Below are 16,406 nucleotides of genomic sequence, written 5' to 3'. Positions count from 1 at the left end.
CCGTACCCGGACGCGTGACCGGCGCCGTCGTCAGTGTTCGCTGTCCAGGTGGGCCATCTGCGCCTCGGGGTAGCGCTCGCCCGCCGCCGCGTCCGCCGGCACCGCCTCCTCGATGGCGCTCAGGTCGGCCTCGTCCAGGGTGACGTCGAGTGCGCCGAGTGACTCCGACAGCCGCTCGCGGGTGCGGGCGCCGATCAGCGGCACGATGTCCTCGCCGCGGGAGAGCACCCAGGCGATCGCGGTCTGCGCGACGGTGACGCCCTTGCCCTCGGCGATCTTCCGCAGCGCCTCGACGAGGTTCAGATTGTGCTGGAGGTTCTCGCCCTGGAAGCGGGGCGAGTGCGCCCGGAAGTCGGTCGCGGCGAGCTGCCGGTCGCGGCTGAAGTGCCCGGAGATCAGCCCGCGCGAGAGGACGCCGTACGCGGTGACGCCGATGCCGAGTTCGCGGGTGGTGGGCAGGATCCGGTCCTCGATGCCGCGCGAGATCAGCGAGTACTCGATCTGGAGGTCCGAGATCGGGGCGGTGGCGGCCGCCCGGCGGATCGTGTCGGCGCCGGCCTCGCTGAGGCCGATGTGCCGCACGTATCCCTTCTCGACCAGCTCGGCGATCGCGCCGACGGTCTCCTCGATCGGTACGTCGGGGTCGACCCGGGTGATCCGGTACACGTCGATGTGGTCGACGCCGAGGCGCTGGAGCGAGTAGGCGGCGAAGTTCTTGACGGCGGCGGGACGGCCGTCGTGGCCGCTCCAGTTGCCGTCGGGGTCGCGCAGCGCGCCGAACTTCACGCTGATCAGGGCCTGTTCCCGGCGCGCGGCGGGAGCGGTGCGCAGGGCCTCGCCGATCAGCATCTCGTTGTGGCCCATGGCGTAGAAGTCGCCGGTGTCGAGCAGGGTGACGCCCGCTTCGAGGGCGGCATGGACGGTGGCGACGGACTCGGTGCGGTCCGCCTCGCCGTACAGCGCGGACATGCCCATGCAGCCGAGGCCGAGGGCGGAGACCTGGGGGCCGGTGGTGCCGAGGGATCGGTTGTTCATCGTCATGGCTCCACCCTGCCATGACGAATAACAGATTTCAATATCTGTCATTCACTACTTGTCACCCACTTGGAGCACTCCCCCTCGGCCCAGACCTCTTGACGAAAGGTCTGGACCAGAGCACTGTCATGTCTGCGACATAAGCGCGCACCCCGCGAATTCTCGAAGCCTTGAACCCCCACGACTCCGCGTTCATGACCCTCACCGCACCCCCACCGGGAGGCTCCGCATGATCCGCCGCAGACTGCGTCTGCTCGCCGCCGCTCTGGCCACCGCCTGTCTCGCCCCGCTCTCCCTCGCCCTCACGCCCGCCGCCTCGGCCGCCACCGCGGCTACCGACACCTGCGCGGTGAAGTCGCGGCCCGCGGGCAAGGTCCTCCAGGGCTACTGGGAGAACTGGGACGGCTCCTCCAACGGCGTCCACCCGCCCTTCGGCTGGACCCCGATCACCGACTCCCGCATCCCCGCGCACGGCTACAACGTGATCAACGCGGCCTTCCCCGTCATCCGCTCGGACGGAACGGCCCTGTGGGAGGACGGCATGGACTCGGGCGTGAAGGTGGCCACGCCCGCGGAGATGTGCGCGGCGAAGGCCTCCGGCCGGACGATCCTGCTGTCGATCGGCGGCGCGGCGGCCGGCATCGACCTCAGCTCACAGGCGGTCGCGGACCGGTTCGTGGCGACGATCGTGCCGATCCTGCAGAAGTACAACTTCGACGGCATCGACATCGACATCGAGACCGGCCTGGTGGGCAGCGGCAGCATCTCCCAACTCTCCGCGTCCCAGGCCAACCTGATCCGGATCATCGACGGCATCCTGGCCCGGATGCCCTCGAACTTCGGCCTGACGATGGCCCCGGAGACCGCGTACGTCACCGGCGGCAGCATCGTCTACGGCTCGATCTGGGGAGCGTACCTGCCGATCATCAAGAAGTACGCGGACAACGGCCGGCTGTGGTGGCTCAACATGCAGTACTACAACGGCAGCATGTACGGCTGCTCCGGCGACTCCTACTCGGCCGGCACCGTGGAAGGCTTCACCGCGCAGACCGACTGCCTGAACAGGGGTCTGGTGGTCCAGGGAACGACGATCAGGGTCCCCTACGACAAGCAGGTCCCGGGTCTGCCCGCGCAGCCGGGCGCGGGCGGCGGCTACCTGTCCCCCTCCCAGGTCACCCAGGCCTGGCGCCACTACGGCACGGCGCTGAAGGGCCTGATGACCTGGTCGATCAACTGGGACGGTGCGAAGAACTGGACCTTCGGCGACAACGTGAAGGCGCTCCAGGCGCGTTGAGACTCCGCTCACCGCGCGGTGAGGGCGAGTTTGGCGCCGAGCGCGACGAACGACCCCGCGAAGCTCCGCCGCAGCCACGTCATCACACGCGGCCGTGAGACGACGTGGCTGCGCACGGATGCGGCGAGGATGCCGTACGCGGCGAACACCACGAAGGTCGCCAGCATGAACACCGCGCTCAGCCCGAGCATTCGCGGCAGGGCGTGCGGCTCGCCCGGGTCCACGAACTGCGGCAGGAAGGCGAAGAAGAAGATCGTCAGCTTCGGGTTGAGGATGTTGATGAGCACCCCGCGCGCGATCACGCGCCCCGCCGAACCGGGAGTGTCCTCCTCCGCGACGACGATCGCCTCCTTGGACCGTGCCGTCGCCCACGCCATGTACAAGAGGTAGGCGACCCCGGCGTACTTGAGGACCTGGAAGGCCGCCGCACTGGCGTTCAGCAACGCGGCCAGCCCGCTCACACCGGCCAGGACATGCGGCACGATCCCCAGCGTGCAGGCAAAGGCGGCGACGACACTCGCGCGGCGCCCCCGGGACAGCCCGGCGGCGAGGGTGAAGACGACGCCGGTACCGGGCGTGGCGACGACGACCAGGGTGGTGAGGAGAAAGGCGAGACTCATGGGACCACCCTGTCGACACGGTGGCCGGACACACAGGTCCAAAGCAGGGCGCCTATCGGGGACCAATGAGTGACAGACGAACACCGGGCGAGCTGATCGCCGCGCCCACACCCGGTGGCCGCGCTCCGCGGCGAGCCGGGGGTGCAGGGGGCGGAGCCCTCGCTGGGGTCTGGGGCGGAGCCCCCGGGCGGTCGGCTCTCGAGTCACCGAGACGGGCGGGCGGGTGGGCGAAGAACCCACCCGCCGAGCCTGCGCAGCGACTCCCCAGGGACTAGGAGCCCAGAAGCCGCCCGGCCAGGTACCCCTCGATCTGGTCCAGCGACACGCGCTCCTGCTTCATCGAGTCACGCTCGCGCACGGTGACCGCGTTGTCGTCCAGGGTGTCGAAGTCGACCGTCACGCAGTACGGCGTGCCGATCTCGTCCTGGCGGCGGTAGCGGCGGCCGATGGCGCCGGCGTCGTCGAACTCGATGTTCCAGTTCTGGCGCAGGGCCTGGGCCAGGCCCTTGGCCTTGGGCGACAGCTCCGGGTTGCGGGACAGCGGCAGCACCGCGACCTTCACCGGGGCCAGGCGGTGGTCCAGGCGCAGCACCGTGCGCTTCTCCATCTTGCCCTTGGCGTTGGGCGCCTCGTCCTCGATGTAGGCGTCGAGGAGGAAGGCGAGCATCGCACGGCCGACACCGGCCGCGGGCTCGATGACGTACGGCGTCCAGCGCTCGCCGGCCTCCTGGTCGAAGTACGACAGGTCCTGGCCGGAGGCCTTGGCGTGCGAGGAGAGGTCGTAGTCGGTGCGGTTGGCGACGCCCTCCAGCTCGCCCCACTCGTTGCCGCCGAAGTTGAAGCGGTACTCGATGTCGGCGGTGCGCTTGGAGTAGTGGGAGAGCTTCTCCTTCGGGTGCTCGTACCAGCGCATGTTCTCCTCACGGAGACCCAGGCCGGTGTACCAGTTCCAGCGCTGCTCCATCCAGTACTCGTGCCACTTCTCGTCCTCGCCCGGCTTGACGAAGAACTCCATCTCCATCTGCTCGAACTCGCGGGTGCGGAAGATGAAGTTGCCGGGCGTGATCTCGTTGCGGAACGACTTGCCCATCTGGGCGATGCCGAACGGCGGCTTGCGCCGCGAGGTGGTCTGCACCTGGCCGAAGTTGGTGAAGATGCCCTGGGCGGTCTCCGGGCGCAGGTAGGCGACGGAGCCGGTGTCCTGGGTCGGGCCGAGGTGGGTGGAGAGCAGGCCCGAGAACTGCTTGGGCTCGGTGAACTGGCCCTTGTTGCCGCAGTTGGGGCAGTTGACGTCCGCGAGGCCGTTCTCCGGCACACGGCCGTGCTTGGCCTCGTACGCCTCCTCCAGGTGGTCCGCGCGGAACCGCTTGTGGCAGGCGGTGCACTCGGTCAGCGGGTCCGTGAAGGTGGCGACGTGACCGGAGGCCACCCAGACCTCGGGGGCCAGGATCACGGACGAGTCGATACCGACCACGTCCTCGCGCGACGTCACCATGTAGCGCCACCACTGGCGCTTGAGGTTCTCCTTGAGCTCGACACCCAGCGGCCCGTAGTCCCAGGCGGCGCGCTGGCCACCGTAGATCTCACTACTGGGGAATACGAAGCCACGGCGCTTGCTCAGGCTGACGATGGTGTCGATCTTGTCGGCGGCCACGGTGCTCTCTTCATTACGACGACGGGCGACGAAGCGAGACGCTTCACAGCGAATGCTTCAGGGTACCGGCGGGGGCTCCCCCTCAATCAAATCGGTGCCGGGTGCGGAGCCTGTTCGGGTCTCCAGGGCCCCTCCACGGGTGCTTGTTGACAATGGTTTCCATATTTGTTGAAAATGACTGTCATGAACGTACGACGACGCCTCATATCCGGGGCCGCGCTCGCGGCCTCCACCACCCTCGCTCTCGGAACCCTCTCCGCCTGCTCCACCGGCTCCGCGGCGGGCAGCACGGACAAGTTCGACGTCGTAGCGTCGTTCTATCCGATGGCCTTCCTCGCCGAGCGGATCGGCGGCAGCCACGTCCACGTCACCAGTCTCACCCAGCCCGGCCAGGAGCCGCACGACCTGGAGATCAGCGCCCGGCAGACCGCGCGCCTCCAGGAGTCCGACGCGGCGCTCTACCTCAAGGGCCTGCAGCCCTCGGTGGACAAGGCCATCGCCCAGTCGGAGATCAGGACGAAGATCGACGCCGCCTCCCTGACCACGCTGGAGGAGCACGGCAACGAGGTCGGCGGGCACGCCGCCGCGCACGACACCCACCAGGGCGAGGAGACCGGCGGCAAGGACCCGCACGTCTGGCTCGACCCGGTGCGCTACGCCCAGATCGCCGAGGGTGTCGGCGAGGCGTTCGAAAAGGGCGACCCGGACCACGCGGCCGACTACCGGAAGAACACCGCCGCCCTGGTCAAGCAGCTGAACGAGCTGAACACCCGGTTCAAGGACGGTCTCGCGCACACCAGGACCAAGGTCTTCATCACCACCCACGCCGCCTTCGGCTACCTCGCCGAGCGCTACGGCCTGACCGAGGAGGCCATCAACGGCCTCGACCCGGAGTCCGAGCCCAGCGCCGCCCGGGTCAAGGACCTGGAGACGATGGCCGAGGCCGACGGCGTCACCACCGTCTTCTACGAAACGCTCGTCAGCGGCAGCACGGCGAAGACCATCGCCGCGGACGCGGGCCTGAGGACGGACGTCCTCGACCCGATCGAAGGCATCACGAAGAAGTCCCGGGGCACCGACTACTTCTCGGTCCAGGAGGCCAACCTCAAGGCCCTCCAGCAGGCCCTGGGCGCCCGGTGACCGACATGGAGGACCACGTCATGCGGGATGTCACGAGCGGTGCCGGCGCCGAGCCCGTCATAGCGATGCGCCGGGTGACCGCCGAACTCGGCTCGCGCCCCGTCCTGCGGGGCATCGACCTGACCGTGCGCCGCGGCGAGGTCGTCGCCCTGCTCGGCGCGAACGGCTCCGGCAAGTCCACCGCCGTGCGCAGCCTCATCGGCCAGGTGCCGGTCAGCGGCGGCATCATCGAACTGTTCGGCACCCCGCACCGCTCGTTCCGCGACTGGGCGCGCGTCGGCTACGTGCCGCAGCGCACCACGACCGCCGGCGGGGTCCCCGCGACGGTCACCGAGATCGTGTCGTCCGGCCGGCTCTCCCGCACCCGCTTCGGCGTCTTCCGCCGGGCCGACCAGGCGGCCGTGCGGCGGGCCCTCGAGCGGGTCGGCATGGCGGACCGGGCCAAGGACTCGGTGAACGCCCTGTCCGGCGGCCAGCACCAGCGGGTGCTGATCGCCCGCGCGCTCGCCGCCGACCCCGAGCTGCTGATCATGGACGAGCCGATGGCGGGCGTGGACCTGGCCAGCCAGGAGGTGCTGGCCCACACGCTTCGCGAGCAGACCGCCCGGGGCACGACGGCCCTGCTGGTGCTGCACGAACTCGGCCCGCTGGAGCCGCTCATCGACCGGGCGGTGGTCCTGCGCGACGGCTGCGTCCTGCACGACGGCCCACCGCCGAAGGCGGTCGGCCAGCATGCCCTGCCCGGCCACGACCATGTACACCCGCACGGCGCCATGGGCGCCGATCCGATCCGCACGGGACTGCTGAGCTGATGGACCTGTTGAACTACGCCTTCATGCAACGGGCGCTGCTGGCCGCCGTCCTGGTCGGCATCACCGCGCCGGCCGTCGGCATCTACCTCGTCCAGCGCCGCCAGGCCCTGATGGGCGACGGCATCGGCCACGTCGCGATGACGGGCGTCGGCCTGGGCTTCCTGCTGTCCACGTCGCCGGTGTGGATGGCGACACTGGTGTCCGTACTGGGCGCCGTCCTGATGGAGCTGATCCGCTGGTACGGCCGCACCCGGGGCGACATCGCCCTCGCCATGCTCTTCTACGGCGGCATGGCGGGCGGTGTCATGTTCATCAACCTCGCCCCGGGTGGCTCCAACGCCAACCTCACGTCGTATCTCTTCGGCTCCCTCTCGACGGTCTCGCAGTCGGACGTCGTGGCGATCTGCCTGCTGGCGGCCTTCGTCGTGCTGGTCACCCTGGGGCTGCGCCGCCAGCTGTTCGCGGTCAGCCAGGACGAGGAGTTCGCCCGGGTGACCGGACTGCCGGTGCGCGCCCTGAACCTGCTGACGGCGGTCACGGCGGCGGTGACGGTGACGGTCGCGATGCGGGTGGTCGGCCTGCTGCTGGTCTCGGCGCTGATGGTCGTCCCGGTCGCGGCGGCCCAGCAGCTCAGCCGCAGCTTCGCGGCGACGTTCGCGATCGCCGTCGCCATCGGGGTGAGCGTCACGATCGGCGGCACGGTCACGTCGTACTACCAGGACGTGCCGCCCGGTGCGACGATCGTGTTGCTGACCATCGCCGCGTTCATCGCCCTCACCGCGCTCGCCACGCCGCTGGCCCGGCGCCGCGCCCGGGCGCTGGCCGCGGCGCGGCCCGCCGGGGACCCGGCGGAGTGCGCGATCCCGGCCGGCCGGGGTGCCGGGGACGAGGTCGGCGTCTGACCCCGCGGTGCCCGGACTGGCACAATGGCCCGGGCAGACGCACGTGTGCGCGCCAGCAGAAGGAGGCAACCGGTGACGACCGCTGGACCGCCCGTCAAGGGCCGCGCGACCCGGCAGCGGGCAGCCGTGGCGGCGGCCCTGGACGAGGTCGACGAGTTCCGCAGCGCGCAGGAACTCCACGACATGCTCAAGCACAAGGGCGACTCGGTCGGCCTGACCACGGTCTACCGCACCCTCCAGTCCCTCGCCGACGCCGGCGAGGTCGACGTCCTGCGCACCTCCGACGGCGAGTCCGTCTACCGCCGCTGCTCCACCGGCGAACACCACCACCACCTGGTCTGCCGCGTCTGCGGCAAGGCCGTCGAGGTCGAGGGCCCGGCGGTGGAGAAGTGGGCGGAGTCGATCGCGGCGGAGCACGGCTACGTCAACGTGGCCCACACGGTGGAGATCTTCGGCACCTGCGCGGACTGCGCGAAAGCCTCCAGCGGTTGAGCCGGGGCCTGTGTGCGAGTGAGCTGAACTGACCGGCCCTGGGGGCTGCCGCCCCGAGCCCCCCGGCTTGGGCCTGAACGGCTCGTCCTCAATCTCCCTGAGAGGAGGCACCCCCGGACAGGCCGCTTTCGTCGCCCTCCATCGCGAGCAGCTCCTCGTTCGGGATCGCGCCGCCGAACCGCCGGTCCCGGGAGGCGAACTCGACGCACGCCCGCCACAGGTCGCGCCGGTCGAAGTCCGGCCACAGCACGTCCTGGAAGACCATCTCGGCGTACGCGCTCTGCCAGAGCAGGTAGTTGGAGGTGCGCTGCTCGCCGCTGGGCCGCAGGAACAGGTCCACATCCGGCATGTCCGGGTAGTACAGATACTTCTGGATCGTCTTCTCGGACACCTTCGCCGGGTCGAGGCGCCCCGCCCTCACGTCCTCCGCCATCGCCTTCGCCGCGTCGGCGATCTCGGCGCGCCCGCCGTAGTTCATGCAGAAGTACAGCGTGAGCAGGTCGTTCCCCTTGGTCTGCTCCTGCGCGACCTGCAGCTCCTTCGCGACCGACTTCCACAGCCTGGGCATGCGGCCCACCCACCGCACCCGTACGCCGAGCTCGTCGAGCTGGTCGCGGGTCTTGCGGATGAAGTCGCGGTTGAAGTTCATCAGGAAGCGGACCTCTTCCGGCGAACGCTTCCAGTTCTCGGTGGAGAAGGCGTAGAGGGAGATGTTGCGGACGCCGATCTCGATCGAGCCCTGGAGGACGTCGAGCACCCGCTCGGCACCCACCTTGTGCCCTTCGGTCCGGGGCAGGCCACGCTCCTTGGCCCACCGCCCGTTGCCGTCCATGACGATGGCCACGTGGTTCGGCACCAGCTCGCCGGGGAGCTTGGGCGCACGCGCACCGGACGGGTGCTGTTCCGGCGCCCGGTACTCGCGCCGCTGGCGCCCCAGAATCCCGCGTACCACCATGTTGCTTCTCTCTCCTGACGTGCCGTGCGTACTTGTCCGCTTACTTCTCTACGTACCGCAGGGAGCGCAGCCCGCGCTCCAGATGCCAGTGCAGGTAGGCGGACACCAGTCCGCTGCCCTCACGGACGTGGCGCGCCTCGCACGCGTCCGCGGTCTCCCAGTCTCCCGTAAGCAGCGCGCCCAGCAGCACCAGGGTCTGCGGCGACGGTACGACGCTGCCGGGGACCCGGCAGTCGGCGCAGACCGAGCCGCCGGAGGCCACCGAGAAGAACCGGTTGGGGCCGGGCATCCCGCACCGGGCGCAGTCGCCGAAACTGGGTGCGTAGCCGTTGACGGCGAGCGAGCGCAGCAGGAACGCGTCGAGCACCAGATGCGGGGCGTGCTCCCCGCGCGCGAGGGTCCGCAGGCCGCCCACGAGCAGCAGGTACTGCTGCACCGCCGGCTCGCCCTCGTGGTCGGTGAACCGCTCGGCGGTCTCCAGCATGGCCGTCCCGGCGGTGTACCGGGCGTAGTCGGTGACGATCCCGCCACCGTACGGAGCGATCGTCTCACTCTGTGTGCACAGCGGCAGCCCGCGCCCGACCAGTTCGCTGCCCCGCGCGAAGAACTGCACGTCGACATGCGAGAACGGCTCCAGCCGCGCCCCGAACTTCGACTTCGTGCGCCGTACCCCGCGAGCCACGGCCCGCACCCGCCCGTGCCCCCGCGTGAGCAGTGTGATGATCCGGTCCGCCTCGCCCAGCTTCTGGGTGCGCAGCACGATGCCGTCGTCGCGGAACAGACTCATGCCCCCATTCTCGCCCATGCGCCGGGCGCCGGGGCCCACTCCCCGGGAGGCGCGGCTCACTGCCGGGGACCGACGGCCGGCGAGGCGCCGCCCGGGGGCGGTCACGGCACCTCACCCCGGCTGCGGGCGTTGGCGTGCGCGGTGGCGGTGTCGAGCCGTTCGGCCGGGGTCGCGGCCCGCACCCGATCCGGCGGGCAGTCCCACTCCCTGCCCCCGCCGAGCGGGCGCAGCTGCACGTACGGTCCCTCGTGCCCCATGACGACGCCGACCCTGCCCGTGACGGTGTCCATCGCATACGAGCCGACCGCCGGCCGCACGGCGCTCACCGCAGCACCGCGGCGAGCCGGGTCGCGGTCACGATCGCCGCCAACCCCTTCAAGACCGACGCCTACGTCGCCGAGATCGTGGCCGCCCGCCTAGAGCGGTCACTGATCCTGGACGACGCCGCACGGCCCGAGTACTGGGTCACCGTGCTGCGCATCCCAGTGGGCGGCCGGGCTGCCGTGGCGGCCCAACTGGACCACGTCGCAGGGCTGGTGAGGAAGCGCACGGCGGTGGTGACGGTACTGCCGTATGCAGGCGGGGCGCACGCGGCCATGGGCGGGATGCTGCAACTCATGGAGTTCGAGGACGCGCCACCGGTCGCCTGTACAGAGACGTCGTTTTCGGGAACGCTCGTCGACGAACCGGCCGTGGTGAAGCGGGCGCGGCGCACATACGATCTGCTCAGGGTCGCCACGCTGTCGCCGGAGGCGTCTCTGACCCTGGTCGAATCGGCGGCGGAGGACTTCAGACGATGTGCGAGTACGACCTGGCCAAAGCCCGCTGGCAGAAGAGCAGTTACAGCAATGGCGAGGGCGGCAGCTGCGTCGAGGTCGCGTACGACTTCCCCGGCGCCGCCCGCTGGCGGAAGAGCACGTACAGCGGCGGCGACGGCGGCGAGGCCTGCGTCGAGGTCGCCGACGGAGTCCCCGGTGTCGTCCCCGTCCGGGACAGCAAGGTGCCGGACGGGGCCGTGCTGGTGGTGCGGGCCGGGGCCTGGGCCGCGTTCGTGGGCGCCGTGGGGGCGGACCGCCTCTAGGGGGTGATCGTCGCCGGCGGCGCGAAGTGCCGTACGTACCGCTTCTGCCACGGCGTCTCCACCGCGTGCCGGTCGTAGTGCTCGCGCACATAGGCCACCGCCTCCCCCGGCGGGACGCCGTCCAGGACCGCCAGACAGGCCAGTGCCGTGCCCGTGCGGCCCCGGCCGCCGCCGCAGGCCAGTTCGACGCGTTCGGTGGCCGTCCGTCGCCAGACCTCGGCGAGCAGCGCGCGGGCCGCCGTGCGGTCGGCCGGGAGGCGGAAGTCCGGCCAGCGCAGCCAGCGGGACTCCCAGGGGAACTCGGGCGGCCGCTTGCCCAGGAGGTAGACGCCGTACGTCGGGTTCGGCGCGCCGGGGTCGCGGGGGAGACGCAGGCCGCGGCCCCGTACCAGCCGTCCCGACGGCAGCCGCAGTACCCCCGGCTGTCCTTCCTCCCACCGCGCTTCCCCGTTCGTCATCCGGCCATTCGAACCCGGGCCCGGGCGGTCCGCAACCGGATCCCTCACATGCCGCCCGGAGAGACCAGCCCCGACTCGTAGGCAACGATGACCAGTTGCGCCCGGTCCCGCGCGCCCAGCTTGCCCATGATCCGGCTGACGTGGGTCTTCGCGGTGAGCGGGCTGACGCCGAGCGCCTCGCCGATCTCGGTGTTGTTCAGGCCCCGCGCGACCAGGGTGAGGACCTCGCGCTCGCGGTCGGAGAGGCAGTCGGGGCCGCCCGTGACGGGGGCGGCGGGACTGCGCAGGAAGCGGGCTATCAGGCGGGAGGTGGGGCCGGGTGAGAGCAGGGCGTCCCCCGCGGCGACCGTGCGGATCGCGTCCAGGAGGTCGGCCGGGCGGGTGTCCTTGACCAGGAAGCCGGAGGCGCCGGCGCGCAGCGCCTCCACGATGTTCTCGTCGGTGTCGTAGGTGGTGAGGACGAGCACCTTCACCCCGGCCAGGTCCTCGTCGGCGGCGATGAGCCGGGTGGCCTCGATGCCGTCCAGGTCGGGCATGCGGATGTCCATCACCACGAGGTCGGCGCGGGAGCTGCGGGCCAGCGCGACGGCCTCGCGCCCGGTGCCGGCCTGACCGACGACCTCCATGTCGCCGGCCGACTCGACGAGCATGGCGAAAGCTGCCCTGACCAGCGTCTGGTCGTCCGCCAGCAGGACTCGGACGGCGCTCACCGGCCCCCCTCCAAAGGCAGTACGGCCGTGACCTCGAAGCCCCCGCCGGACCGGGGGCCCGCGTCCAGCGTCCCGCCCACGCTGCGGGCCCGCTCCCGCATGCCGACGAGCCCGAAGCCGGCGCCGGCGCCGGGCGCGGTCCCCGCGCCGTCGTCGGTCACGGAGAGGCGCAGTGCCCCGTCCTCGGTGTGCAGGTCGACACCGACGGACGGTTCGGGCCCGGCGTGCCGTACGGCGTTCGTGAGCGCCTCCTGCACTATGCGGTAGGCGGCGGCCCCGACGGCGGGCGGGACGTCGGCGGCACGCACGGACAGCTCCACCTTCGCCCCGGCCAGCCGTGCGGTCTGCGCCAGGTCGGCGACGCCGTGCAGCGCGGGCAGCGGGCCGCGCCCCTCGGCGGCGCCCTCCCGCAGCACCTCCAGCGTGGTGCGCAGTTCACCGCGCGCCGTCCGGCAGGTCTCCGCGATGTCGTCGAGGGCCTCGGCGACGGCGGCGCGGTCCAGGCGCTGGGGGTCGGCGGCCAGGACGTGCGCGGCCACGGAGGTCTGGACGCCGATGAGGGTGATGCTGTGGGCGAGCAGGTCGTGCAGGTCGCGGGCGATGCGCAGGCGTTCCTCGGCGACGCGGCGGCGGGCCTCCTCCTCGCGGGTGCGTTCGGCGCGTTCGGCGCGTTCGACGATGGAGGCGACGTACTGCCGGTAGTAGCGGACGTCGACGCCGAAGAAGAGCACGGCGATGATCCAGCCGGAGACCCGCAGGAGTTCCACGGCCTGGTGGGTGTTGACGGTGAGCATCACGCTCGTGGCGACGGTGACGACGATGACGCCGGTCAGGATCGTGCGCAGCGGGCGGCTGGTGACCGCGATCGTGTAGAGGGCCACGTACGCGGCCGGGGTGGGCGCGAAGTGGTTGTTGTCCAGGGCGTGGTACGGCATGATCAGCGCCACCATCGCCGCCAGCACCAGCAGCGGCCTGCGCCGCCGCCACACCAGTGGCACGTGGGCGGTCAGGAGCAGCGCCCAGCCGAACGCGTCCGGCCGCCGGCCGGCGTCGCCGAACAGTGCCAGGCACGTGGCCACCAGGGCGAGTGCCGCGGCGAGCAGCGCGTCGTTGCGGATGCCGTGCGGCGCGGTCCGGGGGTCGCGGTTGATCGCCGCCATGATCCGTTCGCCCACGCGGGGCCGCTCCGCTGTCATGGTTGGTTGCACGGGGTTCATCCTCCGACAGGGGGGCGCCCCTCCGGGAGGGAGGGGCGCCCGGCGGCTCACACCGGCTCCGGCTGGCGCTCGGGCGGCGGCGCCGGTTCGGGGGTTCGCGACAGCGGGCCCGGCCACCAGACCTTCCGGCCCAGTGCCACGCTCGCGCTGGTCACCAGGTAGGTGCGGACGAGGAAGGTGTCCAGCAGCACACCGACGGCGATGACGAAGCCGAGTTCGACGAGCTGGACGAGCCCCATGTTCGTCAGCACGGCGAAGGTGGCGGCGAGGACGAGCCCGGCGGACGCGATGACCCCGCCCGTGGTCCGCAGCGCGGTCAGCGCGGCGGCGGACGGCTCCGTGCCCTTGAGGGACTCCTCCCGCATGCGGTGCATGAGGAAGATGCCGTAGTCGACGCCGAGGGCGACGAGGAACACGAAGGACAGCAGCCCGAGTCCGGGATCCGTGCCCGCGAAGCCGAACAGCGGGCCGAACACCAGTCCGCCGATGCCGAGCGCGGCGCCCCAGACCGCGATGACGGCGGCCACCAGGATCAGCGGCGCGACCAGGGAGCGCAGCAGGGCGATCAGGATCAGCAGGACGGAGACGAGGACGATGGGGATGACGACGAGCCGGTCGCGGGCGTTGGTGTCCTTCAGGTCGATCTGCTGGGCGCTGGGCCCGCCGACGTAGGAGCCGGGCAGCCGGTGGCGCAGGTCCTCGATGGTGGCGGTCTCGGCCGCGGACTGGGGCGGGGCGGTGGCGATCACGGAGATCTCGGTCCAGCCGTCGCCGGTGCGGCCCGTCCGGGCGTTCGCGACGCCGTGCGCGGCACGGACGGTGGCCAGGGTGGCGTCGGCCCGATCGGCGGGGGTGATGACGTCGATGGGCTGGGCGGACCGCTCGGGGTAGGCCTTGGCGAGGGTCTCCAGGGCGGCGACCGACTCCGGCTTGTCGACGAACGCGTCCTGCTGCTTGATCGTGCCGGGCAGGTTGAGGGCGCCGAGGGCGAGGGCGCCGAGCAGGACGGCGCCGGAGGCGAGGACGGTCAGGGGGCGGCGTCCGGCGGAACTGCCCATCGCCGCGAACAGCGAACGGCGCGCCTTGGGGATGCTGCCGTAGGCGGGCACGAGCGGCCAGAACACCCGGCGGCCCAGCAGGACGAGCAGTGCGGGCAGCAGCGTGAGCATCGCGACCAGCGCGCACAGCACGCCGACCGTGCCCAACGGGCCCATGCCGCGGCTGGAGTTGAGGTCGGCGGCGAGCAGGCACAGCAGGCCCGCGGCGACCGTGCCGGAGGAGGCGAGCACGGCCGGGCCGCAGCCGCGCAGGGCGGCGCTCATGGCGTCGTACGGCCGTTCGTGGCGCCGTAGTTCCTCGCGGTAGCGGGAGACGATCAGCAGGGCGTAGTCGGTGCCGGCGCCGAAGACGAGGACGGTCATGATGCCGGTGCTCTGTCCGGAGACGGTGGTGCCGAAGGCCTGGTGGAGACCGTAGGCCACGCCCGTGGACAGGAAGTCGCCGATCCCGGCCACGACCAGCGGGACCAGCCACAGCAGCGGGCTGCGGTAGATGAGGATCAGGAGGACGGCGACGACGGCGACGGTGGTGTAGAGCAGCGGTCCGCCGAGGGACTGGTAGACGCCGGCGGCGTCGGTGGCCATGGCGCTCGGGCCGCCGACCTGGACGCTCATTCCGTCCTGGTCGTGGGCGACGCCGCGGACGTCGTCGACGAGGGCGTCGCGCTTCTTCTCGTCGGTGCCGGGCTCGTTGCTGGTGACCGGGTACATCACGGTCGTGCCGTCCTTGGACGGGACGGGCTGCGGTGTCCCCGTCAGGGCGTGCTGCCGGCCGATGGCCGCGACCTGCCGTGCCGCCGTCGCCCGGTCCGCGGCGGTCAGGCCGGAGTCGCGGTGGTAGACGAGGACCAGTTCGGTCGTCTGGCCACCCGGCAGCCGGTCCTGGATCTTCGCGACCTGGGTGGAGTCGGCGCTCGCGGGCAGGTAGTCGGTGACCCGGTCGTGCTGCACGTCGCCCAGTTTCGACGCGAACGGCGCGACGACCGCGAGCACGCCGACCCACAGCGCGAGCAGCAGCCAGGGGACGGCCCGTTGTCGCGTACGTTTCGTTTCTGCGGCCCCCATGGAACGGGCCCTCCCTCCGGCGCGGCTGTCTGGATGCGGTTCCAGACTCCCAGCACGGGGGGCGGGTTCCGTCCCGCCGGAGGGCGAGTTCGGGCGTACTGCGCGGGGTGGTCCTGCGGGCGGACTACTCCCCGGGGAGTAACACGGGGAGCAGCCCGGCAGGTGCCGCGGGGAACCGCCCGGGACGTGGCGCGGCGAACGACCCGCGAGGTGGCGCGGCGAACGACCGGCAAAGGTGGCGCGCGGAACGCCGCAAGAGGTGCCGCACGCAACGACCCGGGAGGTGACGCGGGGCGCGCCGCGGTGGGTGTCAGGACGGCGTGCGCGCCGCCGCGAGCAGTCGGGTCACATCGTCCGCGCAGATCGTCAGGGCCGCGCCGACGGTGGCGAGGGTGTCGCGTTCGGCGGGCGTGTAGGGGCCGTCGGCCAGGGCGATGCGGGCGGCCTGGAGGAGGATCGACTCGCGGCCGGCGGCGGCGAGGTGCGGGGCCAGCGGGTCCAGGGCCTCGTGGAGCTCTATGGCCAGGCCCGCCACACTCGGCTCGCCCTCGTACACCCGGCCGGTGTCCGCGGCCAGCGCCTCGACCAGGGCGGCCAGCTGCTCCTCGGTGCACTCGGCGAAACCGGCCGCGCGCACGGCGACCGCGGCGGTCTCCAGGGCCGTACGGGAGGAGGCGCCGCCGGCGGAGAGCACCGCGAGGGCGACGGTGTGCACGGCGTCGCGGAGCATCGCGGAGAAGCGGGAGGTGGTCGGGTGGTCCAGGGTGTCGGTGCCGAAGTGCCCGCCGCACGCCGCGCACTCCACGACCGGCCCGGTCGCTCCGCGCGGCAGCAGGGGCACCCCGAGGACGGTGAAGCGCCGCCGCCCGCTCAGGCGCTGGTAGTTGCGGTCCCCGCCGCAGCCGGGGCAGAAGAACTCGCCGTCGCCGACGGGAGTCCACGAGATGCGGGTGCCCAGCACCCGGGCAAGCCCGGCGGCACGGCCGTTTCGACCCCGTACTGGCAGCACGTCGCACCTCCGTAACCACGCGGCAACATCGCCACGTGGGCGTGATGTTAGCCACATCCGTGAGGCTGAGTCAGTACCCCGGAAGAGACCTGTTCGTGACCTGGCCGGTAAACGACC

The 16,406-nt window shown here is 71.7% G+C and carries 17 protein-coding genes and 1 pseudogene; 7 read left to right on the top strand and 11 right to left on the bottom strand.

From position 1 onward, the window contains the following. Positions 1-30: 30 nt before the first annotated feature. Entirely contained in the window at positions 31-1,041 is a 1,011-nt protein-coding gene (locus ACWDUZ_RS06985; RefSeq protein ID WP_451630759.1) for an aldo/keto reductase, read from the bottom strand. Between the two features lie 223 nt (positions 1,042-1,264). Here ACWDUZ_RS06985 and ACWDUZ_RS06980 point away from each other — a divergent pair, with 223 nt between their 5' ends. Continuing rightward, the gene (locus tag ACWDUZ_RS06980; RefSeq protein ID WP_451630758.1) at positions 1,265-2,329 is read left to right on the top strand and encodes a chitinase; all 1,065 of its coding nucleotides are present in this window, start codon (positions 1,265-1,267) and stop codon (positions 2,327-2,329) included. An 8-nt stretch (positions 2,330-2,337) separates the two neighbouring features. Here the strand turns inward: ACWDUZ_RS06980 and ACWDUZ_RS06975 are convergent, their stop codons facing one another. Continuing rightward, positions 2,338-2,949: a LysE family translocator gene (locus ACWDUZ_RS06975; RefSeq protein WP_451630757.1), complete on the bottom strand. Its 612-nt coding sequence runs from the start codon at positions 2,947-2,949 to the stop codon at positions 2,338-2,340. Between the two features lie 271 nt (positions 2,950-3,220). Beyond that, positions 3,221-4,603: a glycine--tRNA ligase gene (locus tag ACWDUZ_RS06970; protein ID WP_451630756.1), complete on the bottom strand. Its 1,383-nt coding sequence runs from the start codon at positions 4,601-4,603 to the stop codon at positions 3,221-3,223. A 183-nt stretch (positions 4,604-4,786) separates the two neighbouring features. Between ACWDUZ_RS06970 and ACWDUZ_RS06965 the strand changes: the two genes are divergently transcribed. The 4 genes from ACWDUZ_RS06965 (at position 4,787) to ACWDUZ_RS06950 (ending at position 7,949) form a co-directional block, all read left to right on the top strand. Beyond that, complete coding sequence (locus ACWDUZ_RS06965) at positions 4,787-5,743, top strand: metal ABC transporter substrate-binding protein (RefSeq protein WP_451630755.1); 957 nt, start codon at positions 4,787-4,789, stop codon at positions 5,741-5,743. 20 nt (positions 5,744-5,763) lie between these two features. Beyond that, positions 5,764-6,555 carry a metal ABC transporter ATP-binding protein gene (locus ACWDUZ_RS06960; protein ID WP_451630754.1) on the top strand — a complete coding sequence of 264 codons (792 nt, stop codon included), beginning with the start codon at positions 5,764-5,766 and terminating at the stop codon, positions 6,553-6,555. Then, positions 6,555-7,457 carry a metal ABC transporter permease gene (locus ACWDUZ_RS06955; RefSeq protein ID WP_451630753.1) on the top strand — a complete coding sequence of 301 codons (903 nt, stop codon included), beginning with the start codon at positions 6,555-6,557 and terminating at the stop codon, positions 7,455-7,457. The genes ACWDUZ_RS06960 and ACWDUZ_RS06955 overlap by 1 nt, the downstream gene beginning before the upstream one ends. Before the next feature lie 72 nt (positions 7,458-7,529). After that, the gene (locus ACWDUZ_RS06950; protein ID WP_451630752.1) at positions 7,530-7,949 is read left to right on the top strand and encodes a Fur family transcriptional regulator; all 420 of its coding nucleotides are present in this window, start codon (positions 7,530-7,532) and stop codon (positions 7,947-7,949) included. Between the two features lie 88 nt (positions 7,950-8,037). Here the strand turns inward: ACWDUZ_RS06950 and ACWDUZ_RS06945 are convergent, their stop codons facing one another. The 3 genes from ACWDUZ_RS06945 to ACWDUZ_RS06935 all read right to left on the bottom strand — a co-directional run bounded on the left by ACWDUZ_RS06945 (position 8,038) and on the right by ACWDUZ_RS06935 (position 9,981). Continuing rightward, positions 8,038-8,904 carry an isoprenyl transferase gene (locus tag ACWDUZ_RS06945; protein WP_451630751.1) on the bottom strand — a complete coding sequence of 289 codons (867 nt, stop codon included), beginning with the start codon at positions 8,902-8,904 and terminating at the stop codon, positions 8,038-8,040. A gap of 40 nt (positions 8,905-8,944) precedes the next feature. Continuing rightward, the gene (recO, locus tag ACWDUZ_RS06940; protein WP_451630750.1) at positions 8,945-9,691 is read right to left on the bottom strand and encodes a DNA repair protein RecO; all 747 of its coding nucleotides are present in this window, start codon (positions 9,689-9,691) and stop codon (positions 8,945-8,947) included. A gap of 101 nt (positions 9,692-9,792) precedes the next feature. Next, complete coding sequence (locus tag ACWDUZ_RS06935; RefSeq protein WP_451630749.1) at positions 9,793-9,981, bottom strand: hypothetical protein; 189 nt, start codon at positions 9,979-9,981, stop codon at positions 9,793-9,795. A gap of 42 nt (positions 9,982-10,023) precedes the next feature. On the opposite strand from ACWDUZ_RS06935, the pseudogene ACWDUZ_RS06930 reads away from it, so the two are divergent. Continuing rightward, positions 10,024-10,503, top strand: a pseudogene (locus ACWDUZ_RS06930) (Scr1 family TA system antitoxin-like transcriptional regulator); the annotation flags it as partial. Then, positions 10,488-10,772: a DUF397 domain-containing protein gene (locus ACWDUZ_RS06925; protein WP_451630748.1), complete on the top strand. Its 285-nt coding sequence runs from the start codon at positions 10,488-10,490 to the stop codon at positions 10,770-10,772. The pseudogene ACWDUZ_RS06930 and the gene ACWDUZ_RS06925, both read left to right, overlap by 16 nt. Here the strand turns inward: ACWDUZ_RS06925 and ACWDUZ_RS06920 are convergent. The 5 genes from ACWDUZ_RS06920 to ACWDUZ_RS06900 form a co-directional block, all read right to left on the bottom strand. After that, a complete protein-coding gene (locus ACWDUZ_RS06920) occupies positions 10,769-11,230 on the bottom strand; it encodes a protein-tyrosine phosphatase family protein (protein WP_451630747.1) in 462 nt (153 codons plus the stop codon). The genes ACWDUZ_RS06925 and ACWDUZ_RS06920 overlap by 4 nt on opposite strands. Positions 11,231-11,274: 44 nt before the next feature. Beyond that, the gene (locus tag ACWDUZ_RS06915; RefSeq protein ID WP_451630746.1) at positions 11,275-11,940 is read right to left on the bottom strand and encodes a response regulator; all 666 of its coding nucleotides are present in this window, start codon (positions 11,938-11,940) and stop codon (positions 11,275-11,277) included. Then, positions 11,937-13,157 (bottom strand): sensor histidine kinase, encoded by a 1,221-nt coding sequence (locus tag ACWDUZ_RS06910; protein WP_451630745.1) that lies wholly within the window; start codon positions 13,155-13,157, stop codon positions 11,937-11,939. Before ACWDUZ_RS06910 ends, ACWDUZ_RS06915 begins: the two co-directional genes overlap by 4 nt. A gap of 47 nt (positions 13,158-13,204) precedes the next feature. Further along, complete coding sequence (locus ACWDUZ_RS06905; RefSeq protein WP_451630744.1) at positions 13,205-15,280, bottom strand: MMPL family transporter; 2,076 nt, start codon at positions 15,278-15,280, stop codon at positions 13,205-13,207. Between the two features lie 310 nt (positions 15,281-15,590). Continuing rightward, positions 15,591-16,289, bottom strand: a complete 699-nt coding sequence (locus ACWDUZ_RS06900) for a TerB family tellurite resistance protein (RefSeq protein ID WP_451630743.1) — start codon at positions 16,287-16,289, stop codon at positions 15,591-15,593. Positions 16,290-16,406: the final 117 nt, after the last annotated feature.

This window comes from Streptomyces sp. NPDC003393, from assembly GCF_053589015.1.
Note: the sequence above shows the minus strand (reverse complement) of the source record. Positions and strands in the feature narration are given on the sequence as shown.